Origin of the sequence: Mesorhizobium sp. WSM3879 (assembly GCF_002294915.1) — a bacterium.
Classification (GTDB): Bacteria; Pseudomonadota; Alphaproteobacteria; order Rhizobiales; family Rhizobiaceae; genus Mesorhizobium.
Genome location: NZ_NSFZ01000005.1, coordinates 177,703 through 202,149 on the forward strand (window position 1 = coordinate 177,703; position 24,447 = coordinate 202,149).

Consider the following 24,447-nt stretch of genomic DNA (forward strand, 5'->3'; position numbering starts at 1 on the left):
CCGATATCGGATTTTCCGATACTCTTTCCGACGCCATTCCGGACGGAAGGTTGCGACGAAGTCGCCGAGCCCAACTGTTCACACTTTGCTGGAATTGCTCTGATCAGAGCCGCTGCCGGACCATGCGCTGCGACTGGGCAAGTCCGATAAAGTCGCGGGCGGCCTGCGGCAGGCTGGAACCGCGGCGCCAAACCATGCCGACCTGGACGACCGGAGGCGAGCCGGAGATATCGCGGGATTCGATGCGGTCGCCTTCCAGCGACCAGGGACGATAGACGAGATCGGGCAGCAGCGCCACGCCGGCGCCGGTGGCCACAAGGCTGCGCACGGCCTCGACGGAGCGGGTGCGGAAGGCGACATGCGGTCTCGCACCGAGCGCCGACAGCAGCTTGCCGGTGTTCTCCTCGATCTCGTCGACGGTCAGCATGATCAGCGGTTCGGAAGCGATGTCGCCGATCGAGATAATGTCGGCGCTGGCGAGCTTGTGGCTGAGCGGCAGCCAGAGCCGATAGGCCGAGACTTCGAGGATTTCCGACTGCAGCGCGGTGCGATCGCGCAAATTCGACGTGACCATGACGGCGATGTCGAGCTTGCCGCCGACCAGCAGATGCTCGAGATAGTCGCCATTGTCCTCGATCGCCGAGACTTCGACGCTTGGATACGCGCGGCGGTAGCGAGCCAGCAGATCGGAGAGCACGTAGCCGGCAACAAGCGAGGTGACCCCGAGCTGCAGCCGCCCGCCTGCTGTGAGTTGATCGCCGAGGAAAGCGCGGCGCGCATCGGAAACGTCGGCCAGGATTTTCGTCGCGTGGCGCAGGAACTGGTGCCCCTTATGGGTGATGTTGAGGCCGCGCGGGTGGCGGTCGAACAACTCGACTCCGAGATCGCTCTCCAGCTCCTTGATCGCCTCGGTGACCGAGGATTGCGAGATGGAGAGGTTCTGCGCGGCGCCCGAGACCGTGCCCTGCTCGGCGACGGCGACGAAGAACTGGAGCTGGCGGATGGTGAAGGCCATGCCCGACTAAACACCGGCGCGGCCGGGAAGGAAAGCCGTTGGCGCATCCGGCGCTAGGCCATCGCAATGCTGAGACGCGCGCCGGCCTGGCTGAGAGCGGCGGCGATGTCGCGCGGCGGCGGCTGGTCGGTGGCAAGCTCGGAGAAACCGTCGAAGCCGCAGACCTGAACCAGGCCCTGCCGGCCGAACTTGGTATGGTCGGTGACGACCAGCGAGCGTTGCCCGCGCGACAACACCATGCGGGCGAATTCCGCCTCCTCCAGCTCGTAGTCGGTCAGGCCGGCGACGGCGTCGACCGCGCCGATGGAGATCACCGCATGGCTGACCGAGAAGCGGCTTACGAATTCGATCGCCGCGACGCCGAGGGCAGCGCCTGAATCGCTGCGCAGCTCGCCGCCGGCCATATAGACCTTGTTGCCGTTCACCGTCGCCAGCGTACGGGCGATGTCGGACGAATTGGTGACCACCGTCAGGCGGCGATGGCCGAGCAGTTCGCGCGCCAGGAAGGACGTGGTGGTGCCGGTGTCGAGCATGATCGACTCGCCGTCGCGGATGGTGGCCGCGACCATGCGGGCAATCAGACGCTTTGCCTCGGCATTCTCGCGCATGCGGCGCTCGAACGGCGCCTCGCCTGTCATCGAGCGCAGGCTGACGGCGCCATGCATCTTGAGCAATGCCCCGTCATCGGTCAGCGGTTTCACGTCGCGCCTGACCGTCTCCAGCGACACGCCCAGGCGCTCGGCCAGGCTGGCGATGGTGATCGTGCCCTCCTCACCGAGGAGCCGCAGGATCTCGCCGTGCCGTTTCGAGTGGATCATGTGGATGTCCGGGATTTTGACCGATTCTACGGCATTCCTAACGCTTTTAAAGGAATTGCTCATATTTTCGGGCAAAACACCCAAAAAAGGTCACAGCTTTTTATTGACAGCAACATCACGCTGGCGTGAGATTGTTGTCGTGACAGGCTCGGAACTGCCACAGGAGGGTGATGGCAGAGCCGCAATCGACTGACCAGATTTTCTGGAACGTGCCTGGCGCGAGCTTTTTTCGAATCCGCGGGGGCGGATGCCGGGATCCTAAGCCTGGCCAAGGGGCTCGTCGGTGTGGTGAGGGATATCAATCCCGGCATCCCGCACCGACGAGGCCTTTCTTTTTTCTCTCATCGCTTTGTGAGAGACCGGCGCTTTGTCGAAAGCCGGCCGAAGCAGGACCGAACCCGTGAGCGCCGCCGCAACCACCGAAGACCGCATCCGCGCCCTGCGCTGCTGGAGCGGCGGCATCGAGATCAAGCCGCTGCCCGGCGGCCTCAGCAACGCCAACTATGTCGTTACCGACGCCGCCGGCCGGCACGTGGTGCGCTTCGGCCAGGACTTCCCGTTCCACCATGTCTTTCGCGAGCGCGAGGTGATGACGGCGCGGGCGGCGCATGCGGCCGGTTTCGCGCCAGCCGTCCACTACGCCGAGCCCGGAATTCTGGTGACTCAGTTTCTCGGCGCCAGGACCTTCCTCGCCGAGGATGTGCGCGCCGATCTCGGCCGCGTGGCGGCGCTGCTGCGGCGCTTTCACCGCGAGATGCCGAACCACGTCTCCGGCGCCGGTTTCATGTTCTGGGTCTTTCATGTCATCCGCGACTATGCGCGCACGCTCGAGGAAGGCGGCAGCCGCAAGAAGGACGAGCTGCCGCGCTATCTCGCTTTAGCCGACGAGCTCGAACGGGCGCAGAAGCTTTTGCCGATCGTGTTCGGCCACAATGATCTTTTGCCGGCCAACATCCTCGACGACGGCAAGCGGCTGTGGCTGATCGATTTCGAATATGCCGGCTTCAACACGGCCATGTTCGATCTGGCCGGCGCCGCCTCGAATGCGGGGATGAGCGACGAGGAATCCTTCGCCTTCCTGACCGCCTATTTCATGAAGGAGCCGGACAGCGAGATCCGCCGCTCGCACGCGGCCATGCAATGCGCCTCACTGCTGCGCGAGGCAATGTGGAGCATGGTTTCCGAGCTCTATCTCGACGCGCCCGGGATCGACTACGTCGCCTATACCGAAGAAAACCTGGTGCGGCTCGACGCTGCACTGGAAAACTACCGGACGAGATACGGGACAAGATCATGACTTTGCCCAGCCATGCCGGGATCGTGGTCATCGGCGGCGGCATCATCGGCTGCTCGACCGCCTATCATTTGGCGCGCGACCACAAGGCCGACGTGGTGCTGCTGGAGCAAGGCAAGCTGACCTCGGGCTCGACCTGGCACGCGGCCGGACTGGTCGGGCAGCTGCGCTCGTCGGCCTCAATCACCCGCGTGCTCAAATATTCCGTCGAGCTCTATAAGGGGCTCGAGGCCGAAACGGGACTGGCGACCGGCTGGAAAATGACCGGGTGCCTGAGGCTCGCCACCAACGCCGATCGCTGGACCGAGTTCAAGCGACTGGCGACGACGGCAAAAAGCTTCGGCATGGACATGCAGCTGCTGTCGCCCGCCGAGGTGAAGCGCATGTGGCCGCTGATGGAAACCGGCGACCTCGTCGGCGCCTCCTGGCTGCCGACCGACGGCCGGGCCAACCCCTCCGACATCACCCAATCGCTCGCCAAGGGCGCGCGCATGCATGGCGCCAAACTGTTCGAGGACGCGCGCGTCACCGGATTCGAGATGACGGACGGACGCATCACCGCGGTGAAGACCGAAAAGGGCGACATTGCCTGCGACAAGGTGGTGAACTGCGCCGGGCAATGGGCGAGGCAGGTCGGTGCGATGGCCGGCATCAACGTGCCGCTGCAGCCGGTCAAGCACCAGTACATCATCACCGAGAAGATCGAAGGGCTGGCCAACGACGCGCCGACAATCCGCGACCCCGACCGCCGCACCTATTTCAAGGAAGAGGTCGGCGGGCTGGTGATGGGCGGCTATGAGCCGAACCCGCAGGCCTGGACGACTGAGCTCCCCGGGGGCGACGTGCCCAACGACTGGGCGTTCCGCCTGTTCGATGATGATTACGACCACTTCGAGCAGCATATGGCGCAGGCGATCGAGCGGGTGCCGGCGCTGGCCAATGTCGGCGTCAAGCAAATGATCAACGGATCGGAAAGCTTCACGCCGGACGGCAATTTCATCCTTGGTGTCGCGCCCGAATGCGCCAACATGTTCGTCGGCGCCGGTTTCAACGCCTTCGGCATCGCGTCCGGCGGCGGCGCCGGCTGGGTGCTGGCGCAATGGGTGGTCGACGGCGAGGCGCCGCTCGACCTTTGGCTGGTCGACATAAGGCGGTTCTCCGGTCTGCATCGCGACCGCGGCTGGGTCCGCGACCGCACGCTGGAAGCCTATGGCAAGCACTACACGATCGGCTTCCCGCATGAGGAATATCTCTCGGGCCGGCCGCGCATCGTCTCGCCGCTCTATGAGCGGCTGAGAGAGCACCGCGCCGTGTTCGGCTCGAAGCTCGGCTGGGAGCGGCCGAACTGGTTCGCGCCCGACGGCATCAAGCCGGAAGACGTCTATTCAATGGGGCGGCAGAACTGGTTCGAGGCGGCCGGCGAGGAACATCGGCATGTGCGCGAGAAAGTCGGCATCTTCGACCAATCCTCCTTTGCCAAATACGAGATGACCGGGGCCGATGCGCTGAAGGCGCTCGACTGGATCTGCGCCAACGACATCAACAGGCCGGTCGGCCGGCTGACCTATACGCAGCTTCTCAACACGCGCGGCGGCATCGAAGCAGACCTCACGGTGGCACGGCTCGGCGAGGACAGGTTCTACATCGTCACCGGCACCGGTTTCCGCACGCATGATTTTTCGTGGATCGGCGACCATCTCGGCCAGGGACTCGACGCGGCGCTGAAAGACGTCACCGAGGATTTCGGCACGCTGTCGCTGATGGGGCCACGCGCCCGCGACGTGCTGTCGGCGGTAACGGGTGCGGATGTCTCCAACGCCGCCTTCCCCTTCGGCCACGCGCGCGAGATCGACATCGCCGGCCACACCGTGCGAGCGCTGCGGGTGACCTATGTCGGCGAGCTCGGCTGGGAGTTGCATGTGCCGATCGCCGCGACGGGCGAGATTTTTGATGCCCTCATGGCAGCCGGGAAACAGCATGGCATCCGCCCGGTCGGCTACCGGGCGCTGGAATCGCTGCGGCTGGAAAAGGGCTATCGCGCCTGGGGGGCGGACATCACGCCGAACGACACGCCGCAGGAAGCGGGCCTCGGCTGGGCGGTGAAGCTCAGGAAGAACAACGACTTCATCGGGCGGCGGGCGCTGGAGAAAGCGGCCGGCCAGCCGCTGGCAAAACGTTTTGCCGGCTTCACGGTCGACGATCCGGACGTCGTCCTGGCCGGACGCGAGACGATCCTGCGCAACGGCCAACCGGTCGGCTATCTCACCAGCGGCGGCTATGGCTATACGGTGGAGAAGAACATCGGATATGGCTATGTGCGCAACGCCGATGGCGTCAGCGACGACTTCCTCGCCTCCGGCGCCTATGAACTGGTGGTGGCGATGGAGCGCACGCCGGCAAAGATCCATCTCGAGCCGATGTACGATCCGGCCGGAGAGAAGATAAAGGCTTAAGTAGGAAAGCGGTCAGCCGACGCGCAGCACGAGGCCTCTGCTTGGCACCGCGTCGCCCTCGCCGGGCATCGAGGCGTAAGGCCGTGTTTCTTCAAGCCGGGTTATGACGCCCTCCGCTTCGAGCGCGGCGATCCGCTCGGCAAAGCCGGCCTGCCAAAGCGTGTTCTTGATCGTCAGCACGATGATGCCGCCTGGACGGCAGATGCGGATCAGCTCGTCCAGCCCCTCGACGCCGACATGGCCGGAGGTGAAGACGCCGGCCGAGACGATGCCGGCATAGGCGCCGTCCGCGAAAGGCAAGGCGCCGCCCAGCGCCAGACGATGCAGCGCCGTGTAGACGCCCTTGGCGCCGGCCTTGTCCAGCATGCCTTGCGAGATGTCGAGCGCCTCGACACGAGGATAGCCGGTGATGGCGAGCCATTCGCCGATCAGCCCGGTGCCGGCGCCGGCGTCGAGCACGGGTTCCGCGCCGCGCGGCAGATGGCGGGCCAGCAGGGCCAGGCAGATGGTCGGATGGCGATAGCCGGCCGCCGACATATCGGCGTCGTAAGTTTCGGCCCAGCTATCGTAGATTGCGGCCACTTCGTCCGGCCGTGTTGCGGCATAGGCCGCGCTTAGCGCGCTGTTGTGCTTGCCGTCCACCATTGCCGCTCCCGCCGCCGATTCGTGTCGGCCATGGTAGCCAAGAGGCAAAAACTGTGGAACCGTTCCGCCATAAACATGGCGTGATGGTTAAGGGGGTGACGATGGAAGAGGCGCGCGCGGCGCTAGCCGCCATTCCGGCGCTTGCCGGCTATGAGGGTCCTTTGGAGCGGTTGGGCGGCCTTACCAACCGTGTCTACAAGGCCGGCGAGGTCTGCCTGCGCATTCCCGGCAAGGGCACGGAGGAATATATCAACCGCGCCAACGAGGCAGTGGCGGCGCGCGAGGCGGCCAAGGCCGGCGTCAGCCCGGAGGTGCTTTTTGACGATCCCGCATCCGGCTTGATGGCAACGCGCTTCGTCGCCGACGCCGAGACCATGTCGCCGGAAAAGTTCAAGGCCAGACAGGGCAGTCCGGCGCGTGCTGGCGCAGCCTTCCGCAAGCTGCATGCGTCCGGCGCGGTCTTCCCCTTCCGCTTCGAGCTGTTTGCGATGATCGACGACTATCTGAACGTACTGTCGACCAAGGATGTGGCCCTGCCGCCCGGCTATCACGACGTGGTGCGCGAGGCGGGCAGCGTGCGCGAAGCATTGGTCACGCACCCGATCCAGCTTGCTGCCTGCCACTGCGATCCGCTCTGCGAAAACTTTCTCGATACCGGGGAGCGGATGTGGATCGTCGACTGGGAGTACTCCGGCATGAACGATCCGTTGTGGGATCTCGGCGACCTCTCGGTCGAAGGCAAGTTCGACGCCGGCCAGGACGAAGAGCTGATGCGCGCCTATTTCGGCGGCGAAGCAAGGCCGGCCGAGCGCGGCCGCGTCGTCATTTACAAGGCCATGTGCGACCTGCTCTGGACGCTGTGGGGGCTGATCCAGCTCGCCAACAACAACCCGGTCGACGATTTCCGCGCCTATGCGGACGGACGCTTCGCCCGCTGCAAGGCGCTGATGGAGACGCCCGAGTTTTCACGCCACCTCGCTGCTGTGCGAGAGGGGTGAGCGCAGGCCTGGATCCTAGTTGACGCCTTTCGGCACGTTCTCGGGCGGCACGACGGTTTCCACCACCTTCTGGCGATGGAAGATGAAGATGCCGGCGAGCACAACGATGGCCGAGCCGGCGAGTATCCGCGGGCTCGGCACATCGCCGAAGAAGACCAGGCCGAAGACAATGGCCCACAGGAGCAGGCTGTAATGCAGCGGCGCCAGCGTTGACGCCGGCGCCAGCTTCAGCGCGCGGGTGATCATCAGATGGGCGGCGCAGGAGACGATGCCGAGCAAAAGCATGGCGCCGAAATCGAGCGCCGACGGCGTACGCCAGGCGCCGATGGTCAGAACGCCGCCGACAATCAACGTGCCGATGGTCTGCCAGGTGACCAGCGTCGTGTCACTCGTTCCGCGCAAACGCCGGCCGAGAATGATGGCGAAGCCGAAGGCAATGCTGCCGATCAGCGCATAGGCTGATGACAGCGAAAACGCGGCCGACGATGGCTTCAGGATGATCAGCACACCGCAGAAGCCGACCAGGATCGCCAGCCAGCGCCGCCAGCCGACCTTCTCGCCGAGCAGGAGATGCGAGAGCGCGGCGACATAGATCGGTCCGGCCATGTAGAAGCTCATCACGTCGGCGAGCGGCAGATAGACGACCGCGGCATAGAACAGCCCGGTGTCAAGCGTGGTCGCCGCGACGCGCAGGACCTGCAGCACCGGCCTTTCCACCTGAAAAAGCTTGCCCGCGCCCTGGTTGGCGATCATCGGCCCGAGCACCAAGAAGGCGCCGATGGAGCGAACCAGCACCACCTGACCGACCGAGAAGGAAGCGACCAGCCATTTGCCCATCGCGTCGTTCAGCGCGAACATGAAGTCGCCGGCCAGCATCAAGAGAATGCCGGCGAGCAGGACATTCTTGATCGTGAGATTGCGGGCGAGGAACTGGGCCATGCCCGGCTCCCTACTCGCAATCTGTCGCTTTGAGGAGGGAAATTCGGACGATCCGTGAGACCAGCGGCGGAAATCGGCTGGCGCTACGCGGATTTGTGCCTGCGGTTGACGTTCTCCGGCCGACCGGCGATCGACAGCCGCGTGTCCTGCCTGGTCCGTTCGGCTACCACCTTGCCCCTGGCGATGACATAGAGGCGCTCGGGGCGCAGGCGGACGGCCTCGATCGGATTGCCGGCATCGAGCACGACAAGGCTCGCCCGCTTGCCGACGGTCAGACCGAGATGATCAAGCCCCATGATGGCGGCGTTGACGTTGGTGACCATGTCGAAGCAGCGCGCCATGTCGGCCGGGCTCGACATCTGCGCGACATGCAGGCCCATGAAGGCCACGTCGAGCATGTCCGCCGTGCCCAGCGAATACCATGGGTCGAGCACGCAGTCCTGGCCCCAGCCGACGCGGATGCCGAGCGCCTGCATCTCCTTCACCCGGGCGAGGCCACGCCGCTTGGGGAAGGTATCGTGGCGCCCCTGCAGCATGATGTTGATCAGCGGATTGGGGATCGCAGAGACGCCGGCCTCGGCGATCAGCGGCAACAGCTTCGAGACGTAGTAATTGTCCATGGAATGCATCGAGGTGAGGTGCGAGCCCGCCACCCTGCCCTGCAAGCCGAGGCGCTGCGTTTCATAGGCAAGCTGCTCGATGTGGCGCGAAAGCGGGTCGTCGGTCTCGTCGCAATGCATGTCGACCATCAGGCCGCGCTTCGCCGCGATTTCGCAGAGCTCCGTCACCGAGCGGGTGCCATCGGCCATGCTGCGCTCGAAATGCGGGATGCCGCCGACGATGTCGACGCCCATATCCAGCGCCCGGATCGTGTTTTCGCGGGCCGTCGGCGAGCGATAAAACCCGTCCTGCGGAAAGGCGACCAACTGCAGGTCGAGATAGGGCGCGACCGTTTTCTTCACGTCCAGCAGAGCTTCCACGGCAAGCAGCCGGTCGTCGCAGACATCGACATGGGTGCGGATGGCAAGCAGGCCCATCGACACCGCCCAGTCGCAATAGGCGAGCGCGCGGTCGCGCACCGCCTCATGCGTCAGGAGCGGCTTCAACTCGCCCCAGAGCGCAATGCCTTCGAGCAGCGTGCCCGAAGCGTTGATGCGCGGAATGCCATAGGAGAGCGTGGCGTCCATATGGAAATGCGGATCGACGAAGGGCGGCGAGACAAGATTGCCGCGCGCGTCGACCTCGCTCCGAGCTGCGCCTTGCAACTGAGGCTCGATCGCGGCGATGGTTTCGCCAGCGATGCCGATATCGGCGATCCTGCCGTCCGGCAGCGTGCCGCCGCGCACGATGAGGTCGAAATCCATCTCGTCATCCCTTTGGTAGAATCAGCGTTATCGTGATCGGAAAGGCGGCCCGCCGCAGCCGTTTCTTCCCTGCCGGCGTTTCCTCCGGCGCCAACTCGCTCTATAAGCCGCCTCTCGCCCCCGTGGCGAATCCGAAATTTGCTAAGCCAGACACAGGATCGGCCGTTTGTTTCGCTTCTTCCGCTCGACGGAGAACCAGCGCCTCGTCGCGAGGCTGGTACGAGAATCTTTCCGAGAGCATAAATTCGGCTATGGCGCGGCCATTGTGTCGATGCTGGTGGTGGCCGCCATGACGGGGGCAAGCGCATGGATCCTGAAGGAGATCACCAACGAATTCGTGGTCTACAAGAGAGCGGATCGCGTCAACCTGATCGCGGCCGCGGTCGCCGCTATCTTCGTCCTCAAGGGCCTGGCGACCTTCGTTCAGGCCTATTTCATGAGCCGTGTCGGCAATGCCATCATCGCCGATAGGCAGCGCAAGATCTATGACCGGATCCTGGCGCAAGGCATCGAATTCTACCATTCGACCTCGTCGTCCGACCTGATCACCCGCATGACCAACAACGCCCAAGCCGCGCGCAGCGTGCTCGACCTCGTCGTCACGTCCTATGTGCGCGATCTGGTGACGCTGATCGTGCTGGTCGCAGTGATGGTCTGGGAGCAGCCGGCGCTGTCGCTGATCTGCTTCGTCGTCGGACCCGTGGCGATCTACGGCGTCAACAGCATTCTCAAGCGCGTGCGCCAGATCGCCAAGATGGAATTCCGCTCGCTCGGCCAGATCGTGCATGTGATGCAGGAAACGGCAATCGGCGTGCGCGTCGTCAAATCCTTCAATCTCGAAGGCGCGATGCGCAAGCGCATGTACAAGGCCGTGTCGGACGTACAGAACCGCGCCAACAACATCGCGACGCTCGAGGCAGCCACCAGCCCGGTGATGGAAACGCTTGCCGGTCTGGCGATTGCCGGCGCAGTCTTCATCAGCGGCTTCCTGGTGCTGCAGGGCGGCCAGATGCCGGGCAACATCATGGCCTTTATCGGGGCGCTGCTGCTCGCTTATGAGCCGGCCAAGCGGCTGGCGCGCGTCCGCATCTCGCTGGAGACCGGCATTGTCGGCGTGCGCATGATGTTCCAGCTTGCCGACCGGCCGCTGACGCTGGCCGAAAAGCCCGGCGCCAAGCCGCTGCAGCCGGGCCCGGGCGAAATCCGCTTCGACAATGTCAGCTTCGCCTATCCCGAGAGCCCGCCGGTTTTCGAACAGCTCAACCTGACCCTGGCGGCCGGCAAGATGACGGCGCTGGTCGGACCTTCCGGCGGCGGCAAGTCAACGATCCTCAACCTGATCATGCGCATGTACGACCCGCAAAGCGGCAAGGTCATGTTCGACGGCCAGGACATCTCCTTCGCCACGCTCGATTCACTCAGGCAGAAGATTGCCTATGTCAGCCAGGACACGTTCCTGTTCGCCGGCACCATCATGCACAACATACGTCTCGGGCGTCAGGACGCGACCGACGAGGAGGTGATCGCCGCGGCCAAGGCCGCCAACGCGCATCACTTCATCAGCGCCATGGCCAAGGGCTACGAGACGGAGGTGGGCGAGAACGGCTCGTTGCTGTCCGGCGGCCAGCGCCAGCGCATCTCGATCGCGCGCGCCATGCTGCGCAATGCCGAGATCCTGCTGCTCGACGAGGCGACCAGCGCGCTGGACGCCGAGTCGGAAGCGCTGTTCCGCGACGCGCTGCAGCAACTCACGGTCGGACGCACGACCATCGTCATCGCGCATCGGCTGTCAACGGTGCATCAAGCCGACACGATCGTGGTGCTGGAAAACGGCAAGGTGCTGGAAAGCGGCCCGCACAAGTCCCTGCTCAAACAGGGCGGACTCTATCAGAAGCTTTATGAATATCAGCTGATGCCGTAGGGCCAGCTTCCCCTTCTCCCCTTGCGGGAGAAGGTGGCCGCGAAGCGGCCGGATGAGGGGTGTTGGACGGAGTAAGGCGCTGGAAATTCTGGCTGGCGAAAGGTGTCGCCAAGCTGGAACACCCCTCATCCGTCTCGGCGCTGCGCGCCGATCCACCTTCTCCCACAAGGGGAGAAGGTGCGGTCGGCCCTATTCCGGCACTTTCCTGACAGCACCTTTGTCGGCGCTGGTGGCGAAGGCGGCATAGGCGCGCAAAGCGGTCGTCACCTTGCGCTTGCGCTTTTCCTCAGGCTTCCAGGCATCCGCGCCCTTGGCCGCCATAGCCTTGCGGCGGGCGTCGAGCTCGGCTTCGCTGACGGCGAGATGGATCTTGCGGTTCGGGATGTCGATCTCGATCGTGTCGCCTTCCTGAACCAGGCCGATCAGCCCGCCCTCGGCGGCTTCCGGCGAGACGTGGCCGATCGACAGACCCGACGTGCCGCCGGAGAAGCGGCCGTCGGTGATCAGCGCGCAGGCCTTGCCGAGGCCCTTCGACTTAAGATAGCTGGTCGGGTAGAGCATCTCCTGCATGCCGGGGCCGCCGCGCGGCCCCTCATAGCGGATGACGACGATGTCGCCCGCCTTGATCTCGTTGCCGAGGATCGCCTTGACGGAAGCGTCCTGGCTTTCGAAGACGCGGGCCGGACCGGTGAATTTCAGGATCGACTCGTCGACGCCGGCCGTCTTCACGATGCAGCCGTCGAGCGCCAGGTTGCCCTTCAACACGGCGAGGCCGCCATCCTTCGAGAACGGCGTCTTGGCCGAGCGAATGACGCCCGTCTCGCGGTTCGTGTCGAGATCCTCCCAGCGGCGATCCTGGCTGAAGGCGACCTGCGTCGGCACGCCGCCGGGCGCGGCGCGGAAGAACTCGCGCACATTCTCTGCGGAAGTGCGGGCGATGTCCCAATGGTCGAGCGCTTCGCCCAGCGTTGCGGTGTGGACTGTCGGCAGATCGCGGTTGATCAGCCCGGCCTGGTCGAGTTGGCCGAGGATCGCCATGATGCCGCCGGCGCGGTGAACATCCTCCATGTGCACGTCGGACTTGGCCGGCGCCACCTTGCAAAGCACCGGCACTTTGCGCGACAGCCGATCGATATCCTCCATGGTGAAGTCGACCTCGCCCTCATGCGCGGCAGCCAGGATGTGCAGCACCGTGTTGGTCGAGCCGCCCATGGCGATGTCGAGGGCCATGGCATTCTCGAAGGCTCCCTTGGAGGCGATGCTGCGCGGCAGCGCACTGTCGTCCTCCTGCTCGTAATAGCGCTGCGCAACATCGACGATCAGATGGCCCGCCTCGACGAACAGCCGCTTGCGATCGGCATGGGTGGCCAAAGTCGAGCCGTTGCCGGGCAGCGAGAGACCCAACGCTTCGGTCAGGCAGTTCATCGAGTTCGCCGTGAACATGCCCGAGCAGGAGCCGCAGGTCGGGCAGGCCGAGCGCTCGATCACCTTGACGTCCTCATCTGAAATTCGGTCGTCGGCCGCGGCCACCATGGCGTCGACGAGGTCGAGCGCCTGCGCCTTGCCGCCCAGCACCACCTTGCCGGCTTCCATCGGGCCGCCGGAGACGAAAACGGTCGGGATGTTGAGGCGTAGCGAGGCCATCAGCATGCCGGGCGTGATCTTGTCGCAGTTGGAGATGCAGACCATGGCGTCGGCGCAGTGCGCATTGACCATGTATTCGACGGAGTCGGCGATCAGCTCGCGCGACGGCAGCGAATAGAGCATGCCGTCGTGACCCATGGCGATGCCGTCGTCGACGGCGATGGTGTTGAACTCCTTGGCGACCCCCCCGGCCTTCTCGATCTCGCGCGCGACGAGCTGGCCGAGATCCTTCAGGTGCACATGGCCCGGCACGAACTGGGTGAAGGAATTGACCACCGCAATGATCGGCTTGCCGAAATCACTGTCCTTCATGCCGGTGGCACGCCACAGGCCACGGGCGCCGGCCATGTTGCGGCCATGGGTGGTGGTGCGGGAACGGTAGGCGGGCATCGGTATTCCTTGCTGGCTGGCCGCGCTCAAACGTGGCGCGGCGGCGCTGTATTTCAGTCGGCAGCGGTTATAGCGGCCAAGGTCCGGCCTTGCCACAATTTTGCGCTGCGCCACGATTCTTCAGGAAATTTGAAAAATGCTGTCGGATCGCGCCGCGCCGAGCCGTCCTTGAGGCAGACGGTACGGAAGCCGCGCCAAATCGCCGGCGCGCCGTTGATGATGAGCCAACCTGAACAAGTCGGAGGAGCAAGATATGCAGAAGATCACCACCTTCCTTTGGTTCGACGGCCAGGCCGAGGAGGCCATGAACCACTATGTCGCCATCTTCAAGAATTCGAAGGTGCTTAGCGTCACGCGCTGGCCCAAGGGCCATCCCCAGGAAGGCCAGGTTCTGGTCGCCTCGTTCGAGCTCGACGGGGTGCAGTTCCAAGCCCTCAACGGGGGGCCGCAATACAAGTTCACCGAGGCGATGTCGCTGTCGATCGACTGCAAAACGCAGGAAGAAGTCGATCATTTCTGGGCCAGACTCACCGAAGGCGGCGGCGAACCGGGACGCTGCAGCTGGCTGAAGGACAAGTTCGGCGTTTCCTGGCAGGTCGTGCCGGAGCAGCTGCCGCGCCTGCTTCAGGACCCCGACAGAGCGAAGGCCGGGCGCGTGATGTCGGCGATGATGCAGATGGGCAAGATCGACATCGCCACGATCGAGGAAGCGGCGAAGGGGTGACTACGCGTGAGTAGTGAATGGTGGATGGTGGATGGTGGATCGTGAGGATGCCCGACTACTATTCACTATTCACTATTCACTATTCACTATTCACTATTCACTATTCACTATTCACTATTCACTATCACTATTCACCATCCACTATTCACCACAATCACGCCGCCTTGTCGCGGACCTGATAGTCCTTGACCGCGGCGAAGCGGATCGCTTTCCAACGCTCGGCCTCGTAGTTGAGCGAGAAGGCGTGCTGGGCGAGGAAGACCGGATCGTTGTCGAGGTCGCGGGCGATGTCGCCGCGATGCGCCTCGATAAAGCGCTGGACATCCGCCCTGTCGTCGGCCGAGATCCAGCGGCAGACGGAGAAGCGCGACATCTCGAAATCCACCGGCAGCGTGTATTCGATGTTAAGCCGCTCCTTCAGCACATCGAGCTGCAGCGCGCCGACAACGCCGACGATGGCCGGCGAGCCGTCCTCAGGCGAGAACAGTTGCACGACGCCCTCCTCGGCCATCTGATACAGCGCTTCCTTCAGCTTCTTGGCTTTCATCGCATCGCCGAGGCGGACACGGCGCAGGATTTCCGGCGCGAAGTTCGGCACGCCGCGGAACAGGATCTCCTCGCCCTCGGTCAGCGTGTCGCCGATGCGTAGCGTGCCGTGATTGGGAATGCCGACGACGTCGCCGGCGAAGGCCTCGTCGGCGGTGACGCGGGTGCGGGCGAAGAAGAATTGCGGCGCCGAGAGGCTCATCGGTTTGCCGGTGCGCACCAGCTTGGCCTTCATGCCGCGCTCCAGCTTGCCGGAGCAGACGCGGACGAACGCGATCCGGTCGCGATGGTTGGGGTCCATGTTGGCCTGGATCTTGAAGACAAAGGAGGTCATCTTCCCCTCGGTCGCCTCGACCGTGCGTTCATCGGCTGCCTGGGCCCGCGGCGGCGGCCCGTAGGCGCCGAGCGCCTCGATCAGGTCGCGCACACCGTAATTGCGCAGCGCCGAGCCGAAATAGACCGGCGTCAGATGGCCTTCCCGGAAGGCGTCGATGTCGAGCGGTCTGCACGCTTCCCGCGCGAGCTCCAGCTCCTCGATGAAGTCGTTGCGCTCGTTTTCCGGCAAAAGCCCGGCGACGCGGTTGGAATCCGGGCCGTTGACGGGCGTGCGCTCCTTCTCGTCATCGCTCCGGCGCACCGCGTTCTGCGCCAGGTGATAGGTGCCGGAAAAGGTCTTGCCGCGGCCGATCGGCCAGGTAACCGGTGCCGTGTCCAGCGCCAGCTTCTGCTCGATCTCGTCGAGGATTTCGAAGGGATCGCGGCTCTCGCGGTCCATCTTGTTGACGAAGGTGATGATCGGGATGTCGCGCAGCCGGCAGACCTCGAACAGTTTCAGCGTGCGCGGCTCGATGCCCTTGGCGGCGTCGATGACCATGACGGCCGAATCCACCGCAGAGAGCGTGCGATAGGTGTCGTCGGCGAAATCCTCGTGGCCGGGCGTGTCGAGCAGGTTGAAGACGTTGTCGTCATATTCGAAGGTCATCACCGAAGTGACGACCGAGATGCCGCGCTCGCGCTCGATCTTCATCCAGTCGGACCGGGTCTGGATGCGATCCTTCTTGGCCTTGACCTCGCCGGCAAGCTGGATGGCACCGCCGAACAGAAGCAGCTTTTCGGTGAGCGTGGTCTTGCCGGCATCGGGGTGGGCGATGATCGCGAAAGTGCGGCGGCGCGAAACCGCCTGTTCGATGTCTTCTGCCAATTTTTGGAATCCTGTCTGTGGCGCGGGCTTCTAGCAGCGCATTTTGGGCGTGTCGACAGTTTCGGGCAGACCGGCACGGCCGAACAGCGTAGTCGATGTGGCCTGACAGGAACCTTAGGCCGTTCAGGTTCGCTCGCGATGACGGTCCTGGCGGCCCAACCGGGTAGCTAAACGTATCTCCGCCCGTTCGATGCCGATGTCGCGCAGCAGATAGTCCGGCAATTCGTCCAGCGTGGCCCGACCCCTGCGATTTCGCAGGATGCGCGCAAGCACGCCTCCGCCGGAACGGCAGATTACGAAGATCGCAACGAGGAACCGTCCGAGCGCGGAGTGGTTGGCCGCAAGCTCCTGTCCAAGGATGGTCATGGTTTATCCTCCTCTGTTTGAATGATGAAATCGGGAGGGCCCAGACTGGCCCTCCCGAAGGTTTGGCCGACAGAAGATCAGGATCGATCGTGCTCGCAGCTCGCCTGCAAGGCACTTCACGATCGATCCCTCCGTCAGGCGGCGGCGTATGCCGTCGTCGGATCGAACAGGCGCTTCACCTGCGTGATCTTGGTGGCCGGGAAGCCGCTCATCTTGGCGTGGCGCTGAATGATGGCCTCGTCCTTGGCGAGGTAGACGCAAAAGGTCTTGTCGTCCGCGACGAAGGATTCGACCCACTGAATGTCCGGGCCGAGCTCGGCGAGAACGGCGTTCGAGGCCTTGGAGGCGTCGCGAAGCTGCTCGCGCTCGAATGTGCCGACCTTGGGAATTTCACGTTCGATGATGTATTTCTGCATTTCGAAATCTCCTTGATCTTGGGTTCAAATGCCTCCGGACGCTCGACCAGATTCGATGCCGGTGACATTCCCGGGGCCGCTGAGCTAAACTGCAGCATGGCTCGCCGGGCAGACGGAGAATTGCGCAAGAGGCGGCCGACAGTCCTTACGCCGTCCTTATCTTCTTCCGATCCTTTGCCTACTGCCGTTACAGGATTGCTGCCGATGGGAACTTATTGCTTCGGCGACTTCGAGCTTAACGAGGACGCTCGCGCCCTCCGTCTCGCCGGAAGCGAGATCGAGGTGCAGCCCCTGGTCTTCGATTTCGTCGCCATCCTACTGCGGCACCGGGACCGGGCCATGAGCAAAGACGAATTGCTTGAAACGCTATGGCCGGGCGTGACGGTGACGGAAGCTTCGTTGCAGCGCGTGGCAAGCCTTGCCCGCGGCGTTCTTCGCCAGGGCGGCATGGAAACGGCGCTGCGCAACCTGCCCCGCTTCGGCTACCGCATTTGCCTCGACCAGCCGCCCATTTCGGCGAACGGGCCGGCCGGCGCGGGCGGCAAGCTTTCGAGCCCCGGTTCACCGGTTCTGTCGGCACGCGAAGCTGTTGCTGTTAGAAAATGGCACGAGGCCGCGGCCTGCTTCACCGAAGCGGATGCCGCTGGCGAGCTGCTGACGGCCGATCTCGAGGAATGGGCACTTGCGCTGGAGTGCATGGGGCGCCCGGCTGAAGCCATCCCGCTTCTGGCGCGCGCGGTGACTGCCTACGGCGTGGCCGGCGAGCGCTTGCGAGCGGCGTCCCCGGCAATCGGCTTGGCCAGGGTTCATCTGGAGAGAGGGGAACTTGCCGTCGCCAAGGGCTGGCACAAGCGGGCGGCGCAGCTGATCGATGGCGCAACCGACAGCAGGGAGCACGGCCTGTGGTGCTGGATGGGAGCGCGCATCATGGGCGCGGAAGCCGAGCCGGAGCAGGCGCTTGCGCTTGCCGAACAGGCTTTCGCGGTTGGCAGGGATCTCGAAGATCCGGTCGTGGAGTCGCTCGGGCTGATCTATCGCGGCTTTTTCAAGCTCTGCCTCGGTGAGACCAAATCCGGCCAGGAGGACCAGGATTTCGCCGCCGCGCTCGGCCTCTCCAGCGACGTGGACCCGGTCGTCGGCGGCATTCTCTACTGCAACATACTTTGGGCCTGCCGGAATTTTGGCGACTGGGCGAGGGCCAACCAATGGACCCTCGGCTATGAGGACTGGTGCAGGGGACATGGGCTTGAGGATCTGTCGGGCTCCTGCCGGCTGCATCGCGCCGAAGTGCTCGGCGTTCACGGCACGCTGAAGGAGGCTGAGGCGCTGGTACGTGCCGCGCTCGACCAGCTCGCCGTCGACGCCCCCTGGGCGACGGGCGATGCGCTGCGTGTCTTGGGTGACATTCATCTGGCTGCCGGAGATCTCACCGAGGCGGAAACAGCCTATCGGGCGTCCCATGCCGCCGGCTGGGATCCGCAGCCCGGCCTGGCGCTGCTGCAGCTGGAGCAAGGCCAGGCCGAGGCCGCCTTCAGCGCTCTCGAGCGCTCCCTGGTCGGAAACGGCTGGCCGACGCTGCAGCGGCGAGGCATGGTCCTTGCCACTCTCGCCAAGGTGGCGGCGCGCACCAATCGTCTCGAGCGCGCAAAAGAAGTTATCACCGAGCTGGAGAGCCAGCCGCAGCGCTGGCCGATGGCCTCCATCCGGGCGCTGACCGCCGAGGCCAAGGCTGAACTTTTCATACGGGAAGGCCGCCTCACCGAGGCTGTTCGGGAGCTGCAGACCGCATGCTCGCGCTGGAGCGAGGTCGGCTCGCCGGTCAATGTCGCCGATGCGAGGCTTGCGCTCGCGGCGCTGCTCATTCAGCTCGGCGATCGTTCCGGCGCGGAGCTGGAACTCGGCACAGCGTTGGCGTTAGCGAAGAAGGTCGACTCTTCACGGCTCACGCGGCGCTGCGAAGAGCTGAAGGGCCTGCTTGTCGGGACGCAGAAGATAGCGGTGGGCGGCGCTTAGCCGCTTCTCGCTTGAGGTCTGGCCGGCGCGATGGCATGACGGGGAAATCTCCTCTGAAGGTCATGACATGAGCAGCGCAAAACAAGTCATCGTCATCGGCGCCGGCATCCTCGGCGCATCGATCGCCTGGCATCTGGCGAAGGCCGGAGCGCGGGTGACGGTCGTCTCGACAAGCGGCGCCGGCGGCGTCGCGACGCCCAACTCCTTCGCCTGGATCAACGCAAGCTGGGGCAATCCGGAGACCTATTTCCGGCTGCGCATCCGGGCCATGGCCGAATGGAAACGCTTGGCGAATGATCTGCCGGGCCTGCCGCTTGCCTGGTGCGGCGGCCTGTGCTGGGACCTGCCGGCGGACAAGCTCAAAGCCTATGCGGCCGAGCATGCGTCCTGGGGCTACGGCATCGAGCGGGTCGGCCGCGAGCAGGCGGCTCGGATCGAGCCCAACCTGACCGAGCTTCCCGATTTTGCGCTTCATGTCGCCGAGGAAGGCGTGGCCGAGCCGGTGGCGACCGCAAAGGCGCTGCTGGCGGACGCCGAACGGCTCGGCGCGCGGCTTATTACCGGGACTGTCGATAGACTGACTCTATCGGGCGGCAGGCTGAGCGGCGTCGTCGTTGCGGGTGAAACCATCGCCGCCGACGAGGTGGTGATCGCCGCCGGCGCCGGCGCCCCGGCGATCGCCGCGACGGCAGGCGTCCAGTTGCCGATCAAGACGCCGCCCGGTCTGATCGTGCATTCGCGACCCTACAGGAAACTCCTCAACGGCCTGGTGCTGGCCGAGAGGCTGCATATGCGGCAGACGGCCGAGGGCCGGATCATCGCCGGCTCGGATTTTGGCGGCGGCGATCCGGGCGAGAACCCGGAGGCAACCGCGCTTGAGCTTTTCGAAGCGGTGAAAGCGATGCTGCGCGGCGCCGACGGGCTGGAGTACGATTTCCATACGGTCGGCTATCGTCCCACTCCAACCGATGGTTTCCCAATTGTCAGCCGCGCCGACGGCGTAGGCGGCCTCTATGTCGCCGTCACCCATTCCGGCATCACGCTGGCACCCGCCATCGGCCTGTTTGCGGCCTGCGAAATCGTCGATGGCGAGCGCGATCCATTGCTCGCGCCTTATGCGCTGTCGCGCTTCGCTCAGTAGCCCGGCGGCCGGCGAAACCCGTCGGTCAGCGGCGCGATCGCCGCAGCGACGCCGAGCAGTCTCGCCTCCGACCAGCGCTTGCCGACCAGTTGCAGGCCGATGGGCAACCCGTTGCTGTCCTGCCCGCCTGGTATCGCCAGCGCCGGATGGCCGGAATAATTGAAGACCGCGCCATAGGCCGGCAGCATCCAATAGCTCTCGTCCTTGCCGTCGACCTTGAGCGCGCTGCCTGGCTTGCAGTGCGGAAAGGCCGTTGTCATGGCGACCGGGCAAAGCAAGGCATCGCAGCTTCCGAAGAACCGCTCCCAGGCAAGGATCGACCGGTCGCGGCGAGCGAGCGCCGCGAACCAGCGCGACACCGGCGCAGGCTGTTCCGGCGGTTCCGGTTGCGCTGCCTCCAGCATCATGCCGATCAACTTGCCGCCCTCGGCGAGATCATCATGCAGGTCGAGCTTCGGCAGTTTGGCTTCCTCGACGTGCGCGCCGGCGGAAGCCAGCCTAGCAGCCAATCTCTCGACCGCGGCGCCGATCTCGGCGGCCACCGGAAAGCTGCGGAAGGTGCCGGCGAAGGCGATGCGCAGCGATTTCAGCTCGAGCGTCGGTATCGCATCAACCGGCACCGGCGCCAGATCGGTATCGCCGCCGTCCGGACCGGCAATGATCCGGTAAATCAGCGCCAGGTCCTCCAGATTGCGAGCAATCGGCCCGACACAGGACATCAAGCGGACGCTGCGCGGAATGCCGCCCGGATCGGGAAAAGCGCCGGCCAGCGAGACGCGATGCTCGGTCGGCTTCAGGCCGTGGACGCCGCAAAAGGCGGCGGGCAAGCGGATGGAACTCTGCATGTCGGTGCCGACCTCGAAGGGCGTCATGCCCGCAGCAACCGCAGCGGCGGCGCCGCCGCTGGAGCCGCCCGCTGTGCGCGACGGATCCCAAGGGTTGCAGGTGCGGCCGAACAGCGGATTGTCAGACTGCCAGTCGCCCAGCATGGTGGCGACATTGGTTTTGCCGACCAGCACGCCGCCCGCTCTCTTTAGCCTGGCAACCACAGGGCTGTCCTGCTTGGGAACGTAGTCGGCAAATGGCGGGAAGCCGACCGTCGTCTTCATGCCAGCGGTCTCGTGCGCATCCTTCAGCGTGAACGGCACGCCGTGCAGCGGGCCGAGCGCGGCGCTGCGGGCCAGTGCCGCATCGGCTTCTCGGGCACGCTGAGGCGCACGTTCCCGGTCGAGGAGGATGACGGCGTTCAGTGCTTCGTTATGTCGGTCGATCTGCGCCAGATGCGCATCGAGCGCCTCCACGGCCGAGATTCTCCGCCGGGCAATTGCTGCCGCGAGTTCGGTAGTCGAGGAAAATCCGATGTCCATTGTGCTGCACTCCGGCTGCTTGCCGCGCTGCGCCTTGAACATGGCGGATGAGAGCGCGGCTTCAAGCCGAACTCAGCATTGTTAGGATAGCGGTGCTTGATCGAAATTGCGCCGAGCTGTTGTCATGGCGGCGCTGTCCCGCGACCTTGGCTAGGTTTGGAGCTAGACGGCCAACGCGAACTTAGCAACGGTCGGCGCGAACGGCCGAATGCTGGTGCCGTCCCTTGTCATGGTGACGAAGCTCGACGGCGGGATCGCCTGCCATTCGCCGCCGTCGCGGTCGAACGGTTCGGAGACGATGCAGCGGCCGGCGCGGCTCGCGAATGCGCCGGTATAGAGCGTTGGCGCCTGGCCGTCGGTGGCGTAGCGCACTGCGTAGAGCGCCTCGCCATCGGAAAATGCCGCTGTCAGCTTCAGGGAGGGTTCGAGACCGGCGTGGCGCGAAGCCTCGAGAACGCGGCTGGTGGCGCGGGCTACCGCGCCTTGCGGGTCGGCGGACAGGCCTTCGTCGAGCATCAGCAGGAAGAAGAGTTCGGAATCAGTCGTCCCTTCGCGCTGGTCGAAGACAGCATCCGACAGCGAATTCTCAAGCGCGCGGCGGATCTTCTCGAAGCCGCCGATCTGGCCGTTATGCATGAACGACCAGCGGCTGGAGACGAAGGGATGGCAGTTCATGCGGCTGGTCGCGCCGCCGGTGGAGGCGCGCACATGAGCGAGGAACAGGCCTGATTTGATCTGCCGGCAGAGGCTTTTCAGATTGGGGTCCGACCAGGCCGGCAGTATGTCGCGGTAAAGGCCGGGCTCGGGACGGTCGCCATACCAGGCGAGGCCAAAACCGTCGCCATTGGTCGGCGACTTGGCCTCCTGGGCGCAGTGGCTCTGGGCAATCAGCGAGTGGCAGGGCGCGGTGACGATGTCTTCGAGGAAGACCGCTTCACCGAGATAGGCCGCCCACCGGCACATCGCATTCCACCATTTATCAGGCGCGATCCATCAGAGCCTGAGGCTCCTTCACCGCGTGTGAGCCTCTGTTATTCGTGCGCTCATAGAGCTCACGGACGATTCGGCTGGCGGTAGTCTCGAACAGAAATGGCAAGAAAGCGTGAACGAGGGCGGCGCCCGCGGCCATCGACAGGCGGGAGCAGAACCAGGCGGCGAAGGCCATGTGGCCGAAATAGGTTTCGCCAACCTTGGCCGGGTGAGACGTAAAGAGCGCCGAAAACCGCGTCGTCATGGTGGTCCCTCCTGCTGGGATGAGCCCCGATATTGAGTATCCTGCCACGAGACGAAGGTTCATCGATCCCAAATTGTCCTTGTGTGTAGCCCTATTTTGGGACATTCATCCCAAGAATGGCGTTTGATATCGACGAAACCGATCGGAGATTGCTGGCCGAGCTGCAGCGCGACGGCACGCTTTCCGTCGACCAGTTGTCGGAGCGCGTGGCCTTGTCCCGCAACGCCTGCTGGCGGCGCGTGAAGCGGCTGGAGGAGGAGGGCGTCATTACCGGGCGCGTGGCGCTGGTCGATGCCGACAAGCTTGGACTCGGGCTTTCGGTGTTCATCCTGATCCGGACGTCGAACCATGACCCGGACTGGCTGCAAAAGTTCCGGGCGGCGGTGACGGGCTTTGCCGAGATCACCGGCGTCTACCGGATGTCGGGCGACCTCGACTATGTGCTGAGAGCCCGCGTCGCCGACGTGAAAGCCTATGACAGGCTCTATCAGCGGCTGATCGCCAAGGTGCCGCTCTCGGACGTCTCCGCTTCCTTCGTCATGGAGGAGATCAAGGAGACGACCGTCGTTCCGGTGGAGTTGCGCTGACGCGGAACCGCATTGAAAGAAAGGCGTTGATAGCGTCGCGGCCGGGTTGACCGAATCGGCAGCCGCGCCGATAGGAATGGGCTCATGCGCACGGCTGTCTATCCTTCCTCCGTCATCGGCCCCACCGTCGGTTTCGTCAGGCTTCCGCATGGCGAGGGCTTGCCGCTGCCGACCTATGAAAGCGCGGGCGCGGCCGGGATGGATCTGCGAGCCGCGGTGCCGGAAGACCGGCCGCTGCTTATCCTGCCCGGAAAACGCGCGCTGGTGCCGACCGGGCTGATCGTGGAAATCCCGGAAGGCATGGAAGGCCAGGTGCGGCCGCGCTCCGGCCTCGCCTTCAAACATGGGCTGACCGTGCTCAACACGCCCGGCACCATCGACAGCGATTACCGCGGCGAGGTGAAAGTGCTGCTCGTCAATCTTGGCGATGAGGACTTCGCGGTGACGCGCGGCATGCGGATCGCGCAGATCGTGTTTGCGGCAGTCACGCAGGTGGCCGGCGAAGAACGGGCGCTCGCCGGCGGCACGGCGCGCGGCGCCGGCGGTTTCGGATCGACCGGCACCGCCTAGATGCAAGTCCCAAAACTGGTCATCTTCGATTGCGACGGGGTTCTGGTCGACACCGAGAACCTTGCCAATCGGCGCCTCGCCGACTGGCTTTGTGAAGCGGGCTTTCAAACCACATTCGAATATTGCCGCAAGACCTTCTCGGGCCGCAGCATGGCCTCGGTGCAGAAAGAGATCGAAGAGGCGACCGAGGCCCGGCTCGGCGCCGACTTCGTCGAACGCTGGAACGCCGGCCTGCCGGATCTGTTCGCGCATGGCGTCGAGGCGATCCCTCACGTGCGCGATTTCATCGAAAAGGTGCGCGCCGCCGGTATTGCCTATTGCGTCGCCTCGTCGGCGCGGGTTTCGAAGATGCATATCACGCTCGGGCAGACCGGCTTGTTGCCGCTGTTCGAGCACGCCATGTTTTCCTCGACCATGGTCGGGCGCGGCAAGCCGTTCCCGCACCTTTTCCTGCATGCGGCAAAGACGATAGGCTTCGCGCCGGCCGACTGCATCGTCATCGAGGACAGCGTCGCCGGCACCCAGGCCGGCATTGCCGCCGGCATGCGCGTGTTTTCCTATCACGCCGATCCATTCTCGGACCGCGACGGGCTGGCGGAAGCCGGCGGCGTCCTGTTCGACGACATGCGCGACCTCGCAGGACTGGTGCCGATCCTTTGATCGGACACTGGAGCGGTTCCGCTTTCGTCGAATTGCCGACCCGCTCCAGCTATTTGTTTTTACGCAATTCCGGACGGAAAACTGTTTCACATTCTTCCTGGAATTGCTCCGGGCTGTTCGGCGAAATCTTCCGTGCTAGCG

23 protein-coding genes are annotated in these 24,447 nt (G+C 64.5%); 11 read left to right on the forward strand and 12 right to left on the reverse strand.

Annotated features, from left to right (window positions below; translation table 11 throughout):
* Positions 1 to 103: 103 nt before the first annotated feature.
* A complete protein-coding gene (locus CK218_RS13845; RefSeq protein WP_095828073.1) occupies positions 104 to 1,015 on the reverse strand; it encodes a LysR substrate-binding domain-containing protein in 912 nt (303 codons plus the stop codon).
* A gap of 53 nt (positions 1,016 to 1,068) precedes the next feature.
* Positions 1,069 to 1,833: a DeoR/GlpR family DNA-binding transcription regulator gene (locus tag CK218_RS13850; RefSeq protein WP_067003591.1), complete on the reverse strand. Its 765-nt coding sequence runs from the start codon at positions 1,831 to 1,833 to the stop codon at positions 1,069 to 1,071.
* 4 nt (positions 1,834 to 1,837) lie between these two features.
* On the opposite strand from CK218_RS13850, the gene CK218_RS30100 reads away from it, so the two are divergent.
* The 3 genes from CK218_RS30100 (at position 1,838) to CK218_RS13860 (ending at position 5,580) form a co-directional block, all read left to right on the forward strand.
* Positions 1,838 to 2,026, forward strand: a complete 189-nt coding sequence (locus CK218_RS30100; protein WP_127214944.1) for a hypothetical protein — start codon at positions 1,838 to 1,840, stop codon at positions 2,024 to 2,026.
* A gap of 207 nt (positions 2,027 to 2,233) precedes the next feature.
* Positions 2,234 to 3,130 (forward strand): phosphotransferase family protein, encoded by an 897-nt coding sequence (locus tag CK218_RS13855; RefSeq protein WP_095828213.1) that lies wholly within the window; start codon positions 2,234 to 2,236, stop codon positions 3,128 to 3,130.
* Positions 3,127 to 5,580: an FAD-dependent oxidoreductase gene (locus CK218_RS13860; RefSeq protein WP_095828074.1), complete on the forward strand. Its 2,454-nt coding sequence runs from the start codon at positions 3,127 to 3,129 to the stop codon at positions 5,578 to 5,580. The genes CK218_RS13855 and CK218_RS13860 overlap by 4 nt, the downstream gene beginning before the upstream one ends.
* Positions 5,581 to 5,592: 12 nt before the next feature.
* Here the strand turns inward: CK218_RS13860 and CK218_RS13865 are convergent, their stop codons facing one another.
* On the reverse strand, positions 5,593 to 6,225 hold the full coding sequence (locus CK218_RS13865) for a class I SAM-dependent methyltransferase (RefSeq protein ID WP_095828075.1): 633 nt from the start codon (positions 6,223 to 6,225) through the stop codon (positions 5,593 to 5,595).
* 95 nt (positions 6,226 to 6,320) lie between these two features.
* Here CK218_RS13865 and CK218_RS13870 point away from each other — a divergent pair, with 95 nt between their 5' ends.
* Positions 6,321 to 7,223: a phosphotransferase family protein gene (locus tag CK218_RS13870; protein WP_095828076.1), complete on the forward strand. Its 903-nt coding sequence runs from the start codon at positions 6,321 to 6,323 to the stop codon at positions 7,221 to 7,223.
* A 15-nt stretch (positions 7,224 to 7,238) separates the two neighbouring features.
* Here CK218_RS13870 and CK218_RS13875 read toward each other — a convergent pair whose 3' ends face one another.
* Together CK218_RS13875 and CK218_RS13880 are read right to left on the reverse strand one after the other, a co-directional pair.
* The gene (locus CK218_RS13875; protein ID WP_067003583.1) at positions 7,239 to 8,162 is read right to left on the reverse strand and encodes a DMT family transporter; all 924 of its coding nucleotides are present in this window, start codon (positions 8,160 to 8,162) and stop codon (positions 7,239 to 7,241) included.
* A gap of 83 nt (positions 8,163 to 8,245) precedes the next feature.
* Positions 8,246 to 9,526 (reverse strand): amidohydrolase family protein, encoded by a 1,281-nt coding sequence (locus tag CK218_RS13880; RefSeq protein ID WP_095828077.1) that lies wholly within the window; start codon positions 9,524 to 9,526, stop codon positions 8,246 to 8,248.
* A 166-nt stretch (positions 9,527 to 9,692) separates the two neighbouring features.
* Here CK218_RS13880 and CK218_RS13885 point away from each other — a divergent pair, with 166 nt between their 5' ends.
* Positions 9,693 to 11,447 (forward strand): ABC transporter ATP-binding protein, encoded by a 1,755-nt coding sequence (locus CK218_RS13885; protein ID WP_095828078.1) that lies wholly within the window; start codon positions 9,693 to 9,695, stop codon positions 11,445 to 11,447.
* Positions 11,448 to 11,636: 189 nt separating this feature from the next.
* On the opposite strand, the gene ilvD is transcribed toward CK218_RS13885, so the two are convergent.
* The gene (gene ilvD / locus CK218_RS13890) at positions 11,637 to 13,481 is read right to left on the reverse strand and encodes a dihydroxy-acid dehydratase (protein ID WP_095828079.1); all 1,845 of its coding nucleotides are present in this window, start codon (positions 13,479 to 13,481) and stop codon (positions 11,637 to 11,639) included.
* 253 nt (positions 13,482 to 13,734) lie between these two features.
* Here ilvD and CK218_RS13895 point away from each other — a divergent pair, with 253 nt between their 5' ends.
* Positions 13,735 to 14,205 carry a VOC family protein gene (locus CK218_RS13895; RefSeq protein WP_095780208.1) on the forward strand — a complete coding sequence of 157 codons (471 nt, stop codon included), beginning with the start codon at positions 13,735 to 13,737 and terminating at the stop codon, positions 14,203 to 14,205.
* A gap of 154 nt (positions 14,206 to 14,359) precedes the next feature.
* On the opposite strand, the gene CK218_RS13900 is transcribed toward CK218_RS13895, so the two are convergent.
* The 3 genes from CK218_RS13900 to CK218_RS13910 all read right to left on the reverse strand — a co-directional run bounded on the left by CK218_RS13900 (position 14,360) and on the right by CK218_RS13910 (position 16,734).
* Complete coding sequence (locus CK218_RS13900; protein ID WP_095828080.1) at positions 14,360 to 15,952, reverse strand: peptide chain release factor 3; 1,593 nt, start codon at positions 15,950 to 15,952, stop codon at positions 14,360 to 14,362.
* Between the two features lie 123 nt (positions 15,953 to 16,075).
* The gene (locus CK218_RS13905; RefSeq protein ID WP_095782325.1) at positions 16,076 to 16,318 is read right to left on the reverse strand and encodes a DUF1127 domain-containing protein; all 243 of its coding nucleotides are present in this window, start codon (positions 16,316 to 16,318) and stop codon (positions 16,076 to 16,078) included.
* A 134-nt stretch (positions 16,319 to 16,452) separates the two neighbouring features.
* On the reverse strand, positions 16,453 to 16,734 hold the full coding sequence (locus tag CK218_RS13910; protein WP_067003570.1) for a DUF4242 domain-containing protein: 282 nt from the start codon (positions 16,732 to 16,734) through the stop codon (positions 16,453 to 16,455).
* Positions 16,735 to 16,938: 204 nt separating this feature from the next.
* On the opposite strand from CK218_RS13910, the gene CK218_RS13915 reads away from it, so the two are divergent.
* A complete protein-coding gene (locus tag CK218_RS13915; protein WP_179294503.1) occupies positions 16,939 to 18,747 on the forward strand; it encodes a winged helix-turn-helix domain-containing protein in 1,809 nt (602 codons plus the stop codon).
* A 67-nt stretch (positions 18,748 to 18,814) separates the two neighbouring features.
* Positions 18,815 to 19,888 carry an FAD-binding oxidoreductase gene (locus CK218_RS13920; protein ID WP_067003566.1) on the forward strand — a complete coding sequence of 358 codons (1,074 nt, stop codon included), beginning with the start codon at positions 18,815 to 18,817 and terminating at the stop codon, positions 19,886 to 19,888.
* Here the strand turns inward: CK218_RS13920 and CK218_RS13925 are convergent.
* From CK218_RS13925 to CK218_RS13935, 3 genes are all read right to left on the reverse strand, one after another.
* A complete protein-coding gene (locus CK218_RS13925; RefSeq protein ID WP_095828214.1) occupies positions 19,882 to 21,255 on the reverse strand; it encodes an amidase in 1,374 nt (457 codons plus the stop codon). The genes CK218_RS13920 and CK218_RS13925 overlap by 7 nt on opposite strands.
* 162 nt (positions 21,256 to 21,417) lie before the next feature.
* Entirely contained in the window at positions 21,418 to 22,218 is an 801-nt protein-coding gene (locus CK218_RS13930; RefSeq protein WP_095828082.1) for a class II glutamine amidotransferase, read from the reverse strand.
* A 16-nt stretch (positions 22,219 to 22,234) separates the two neighbouring features.
* Positions 22,235 to 22,489 carry a DUF6356 family protein gene (locus CK218_RS13935; protein ID WP_067003741.1) on the reverse strand — a complete coding sequence of 85 codons (255 nt, stop codon included), beginning with the start codon at positions 22,487 to 22,489 and terminating at the stop codon, positions 22,235 to 22,237.
* A 116-nt stretch (positions 22,490 to 22,605) separates the two neighbouring features.
* On the opposite strand from CK218_RS13935, the gene CK218_RS13940 reads away from it, so the two are divergent.
* From CK218_RS13940 to CK218_RS13950, 3 genes are all read left to right on the forward strand, one after another.
* Positions 22,606 to 23,076, forward strand: a complete 471-nt coding sequence (locus CK218_RS13940; protein ID WP_095780205.1) for an Lrp/AsnC family transcriptional regulator — start codon at positions 22,606 to 22,608, stop codon at positions 23,074 to 23,076.
* Between the two features lie 84 nt (positions 23,077 to 23,160).
* Entirely contained in the window at positions 23,161 to 23,646 is a 486-nt protein-coding gene (gene dut, locus CK218_RS13945) for a dUTP diphosphatase (protein WP_095828083.1), read from the forward strand.
* Entirely contained in the window at positions 23,647 to 24,306 is a 660-nt protein-coding gene (locus CK218_RS13950) for an HAD family phosphatase (RefSeq protein ID WP_095828084.1), read from the forward strand.
* Positions 24,307 to 24,447: the final 141 nt, after the last annotated feature.

Bases quoted from the DNA above. Each gene is read 5' to 3' on its own strand.
- CK218_RS13845 (WP_095828073.1), bottom strand. From the start codon at position 1,015: ATGGCCTTCACCATCCGCCAGCTCCAGTTCTTCGTCGCCGTCGCCGAG.
- CK218_RS13850 (WP_067003591.1), bottom strand. From the start codon at position 1,833: ATGATCCACTCGAAACGGCACGGCGAGATCCTGCGGCTCCTCGGTGAG.
- CK218_RS30100 (WP_127214944.1), top strand. From the start codon at position 1,838: ATGTCCGGGATTTTGACCGATTCTACGGCATTCCTAACGCTTTTAAAG.
- CK218_RS13860 (WP_095828074.1), top strand. From the start codon at position 3,127: ATGACTTTGCCCAGCCATGCCGGGATCGTGGTCATCGGCGGCGGCATC.
- CK218_RS13865 (WP_095828075.1), bottom strand. From the start codon at position 6,225: ATGGTGGACGGCAAGCACAACAGCGCGCTAAGCGCGGCCTATGCCGCA.
- CK218_RS13875 (WP_067003583.1), bottom strand. From the start codon at position 8,162: ATGGCCCAGTTCCTCGCCCGCAATCTCACGATCAAGAATGTCCTGCTC.
- CK218_RS13880 (WP_095828077.1), bottom strand. From the start codon at position 9,526: ATGGATTTCGACCTCATCGTGCGCGGCGGCACGCTGCCGGACGGCAGG.
- ilvD (WP_095828079.1), bottom strand. From the start codon at position 13,481: ATGCCCGCCTACCGTTCCCGCACCACCACCCATGGCCGCAACATGGCC.
- CK218_RS13895 (WP_095780208.1), top strand. From the start codon at position 13,735: ATGCAGAAGATCACCACCTTCCTTTGGTTCGACGGCCAGGCCGAGGAG.
- CK218_RS13905 (WP_095782325.1), bottom strand. From the start codon at position 16,318: ATGACCATCCTTGGACAGGAGCTTGCGGCCAACCACTCCGCGCTCGGA.
- CK218_RS13910 (WP_067003570.1), bottom strand. From the start codon at position 16,734: ATGCAGAAATACATCATCGAACGTGAAATTCCCAAGGTCGGCACATTC.
- CK218_RS13915 (WP_179294503.1), top strand. From the start codon at position 16,939: ATGGGAACTTATTGCTTCGGCGACTTCGAGCTTAACGAGGACGCTCGC.
- CK218_RS13920 (WP_067003566.1), top strand. From the start codon at position 18,815: ATGAGCAGCGCAAAACAAGTCATCGTCATCGGCGCCGGCATCCTCGGC.
- CK218_RS13925 (WP_095828214.1), bottom strand. From the start codon at position 21,255: ATGGACATCGGATTTTCCTCGACTACCGAACTCGCGGCAGCAATTGCC.
- CK218_RS13930 (WP_095828082.1), bottom strand. From the start codon at position 22,218: ATGTGCCGGTGGGCGGCCTATCTCGGTGAAGCGGTCTTCCTCGAAGAC.
- CK218_RS13935 (WP_067003741.1), bottom strand. From the start codon at position 22,489: ATGACGACGCGGTTTTCGGCGCTCTTTACGTCTCACCCGGCCAAGGTT.
- CK218_RS13940 (WP_095780205.1), top strand. From the start codon at position 22,606: ATGGCGTTTGATATCGACGAAACCGATCGGAGATTGCTGGCCGAGCTG.
- dut (WP_095828083.1), top strand. From the start codon at position 23,161: ATGCGCACGGCTGTCTATCCTTCCTCCGTCATCGGCCCCACCGTCGGT.
- CK218_RS13950 (WP_095828084.1), top strand. From the start codon at position 23,647: ATGCAAGTCCCAAAACTGGTCATCTTCGATTGCGACGGGGTTCTGGTC.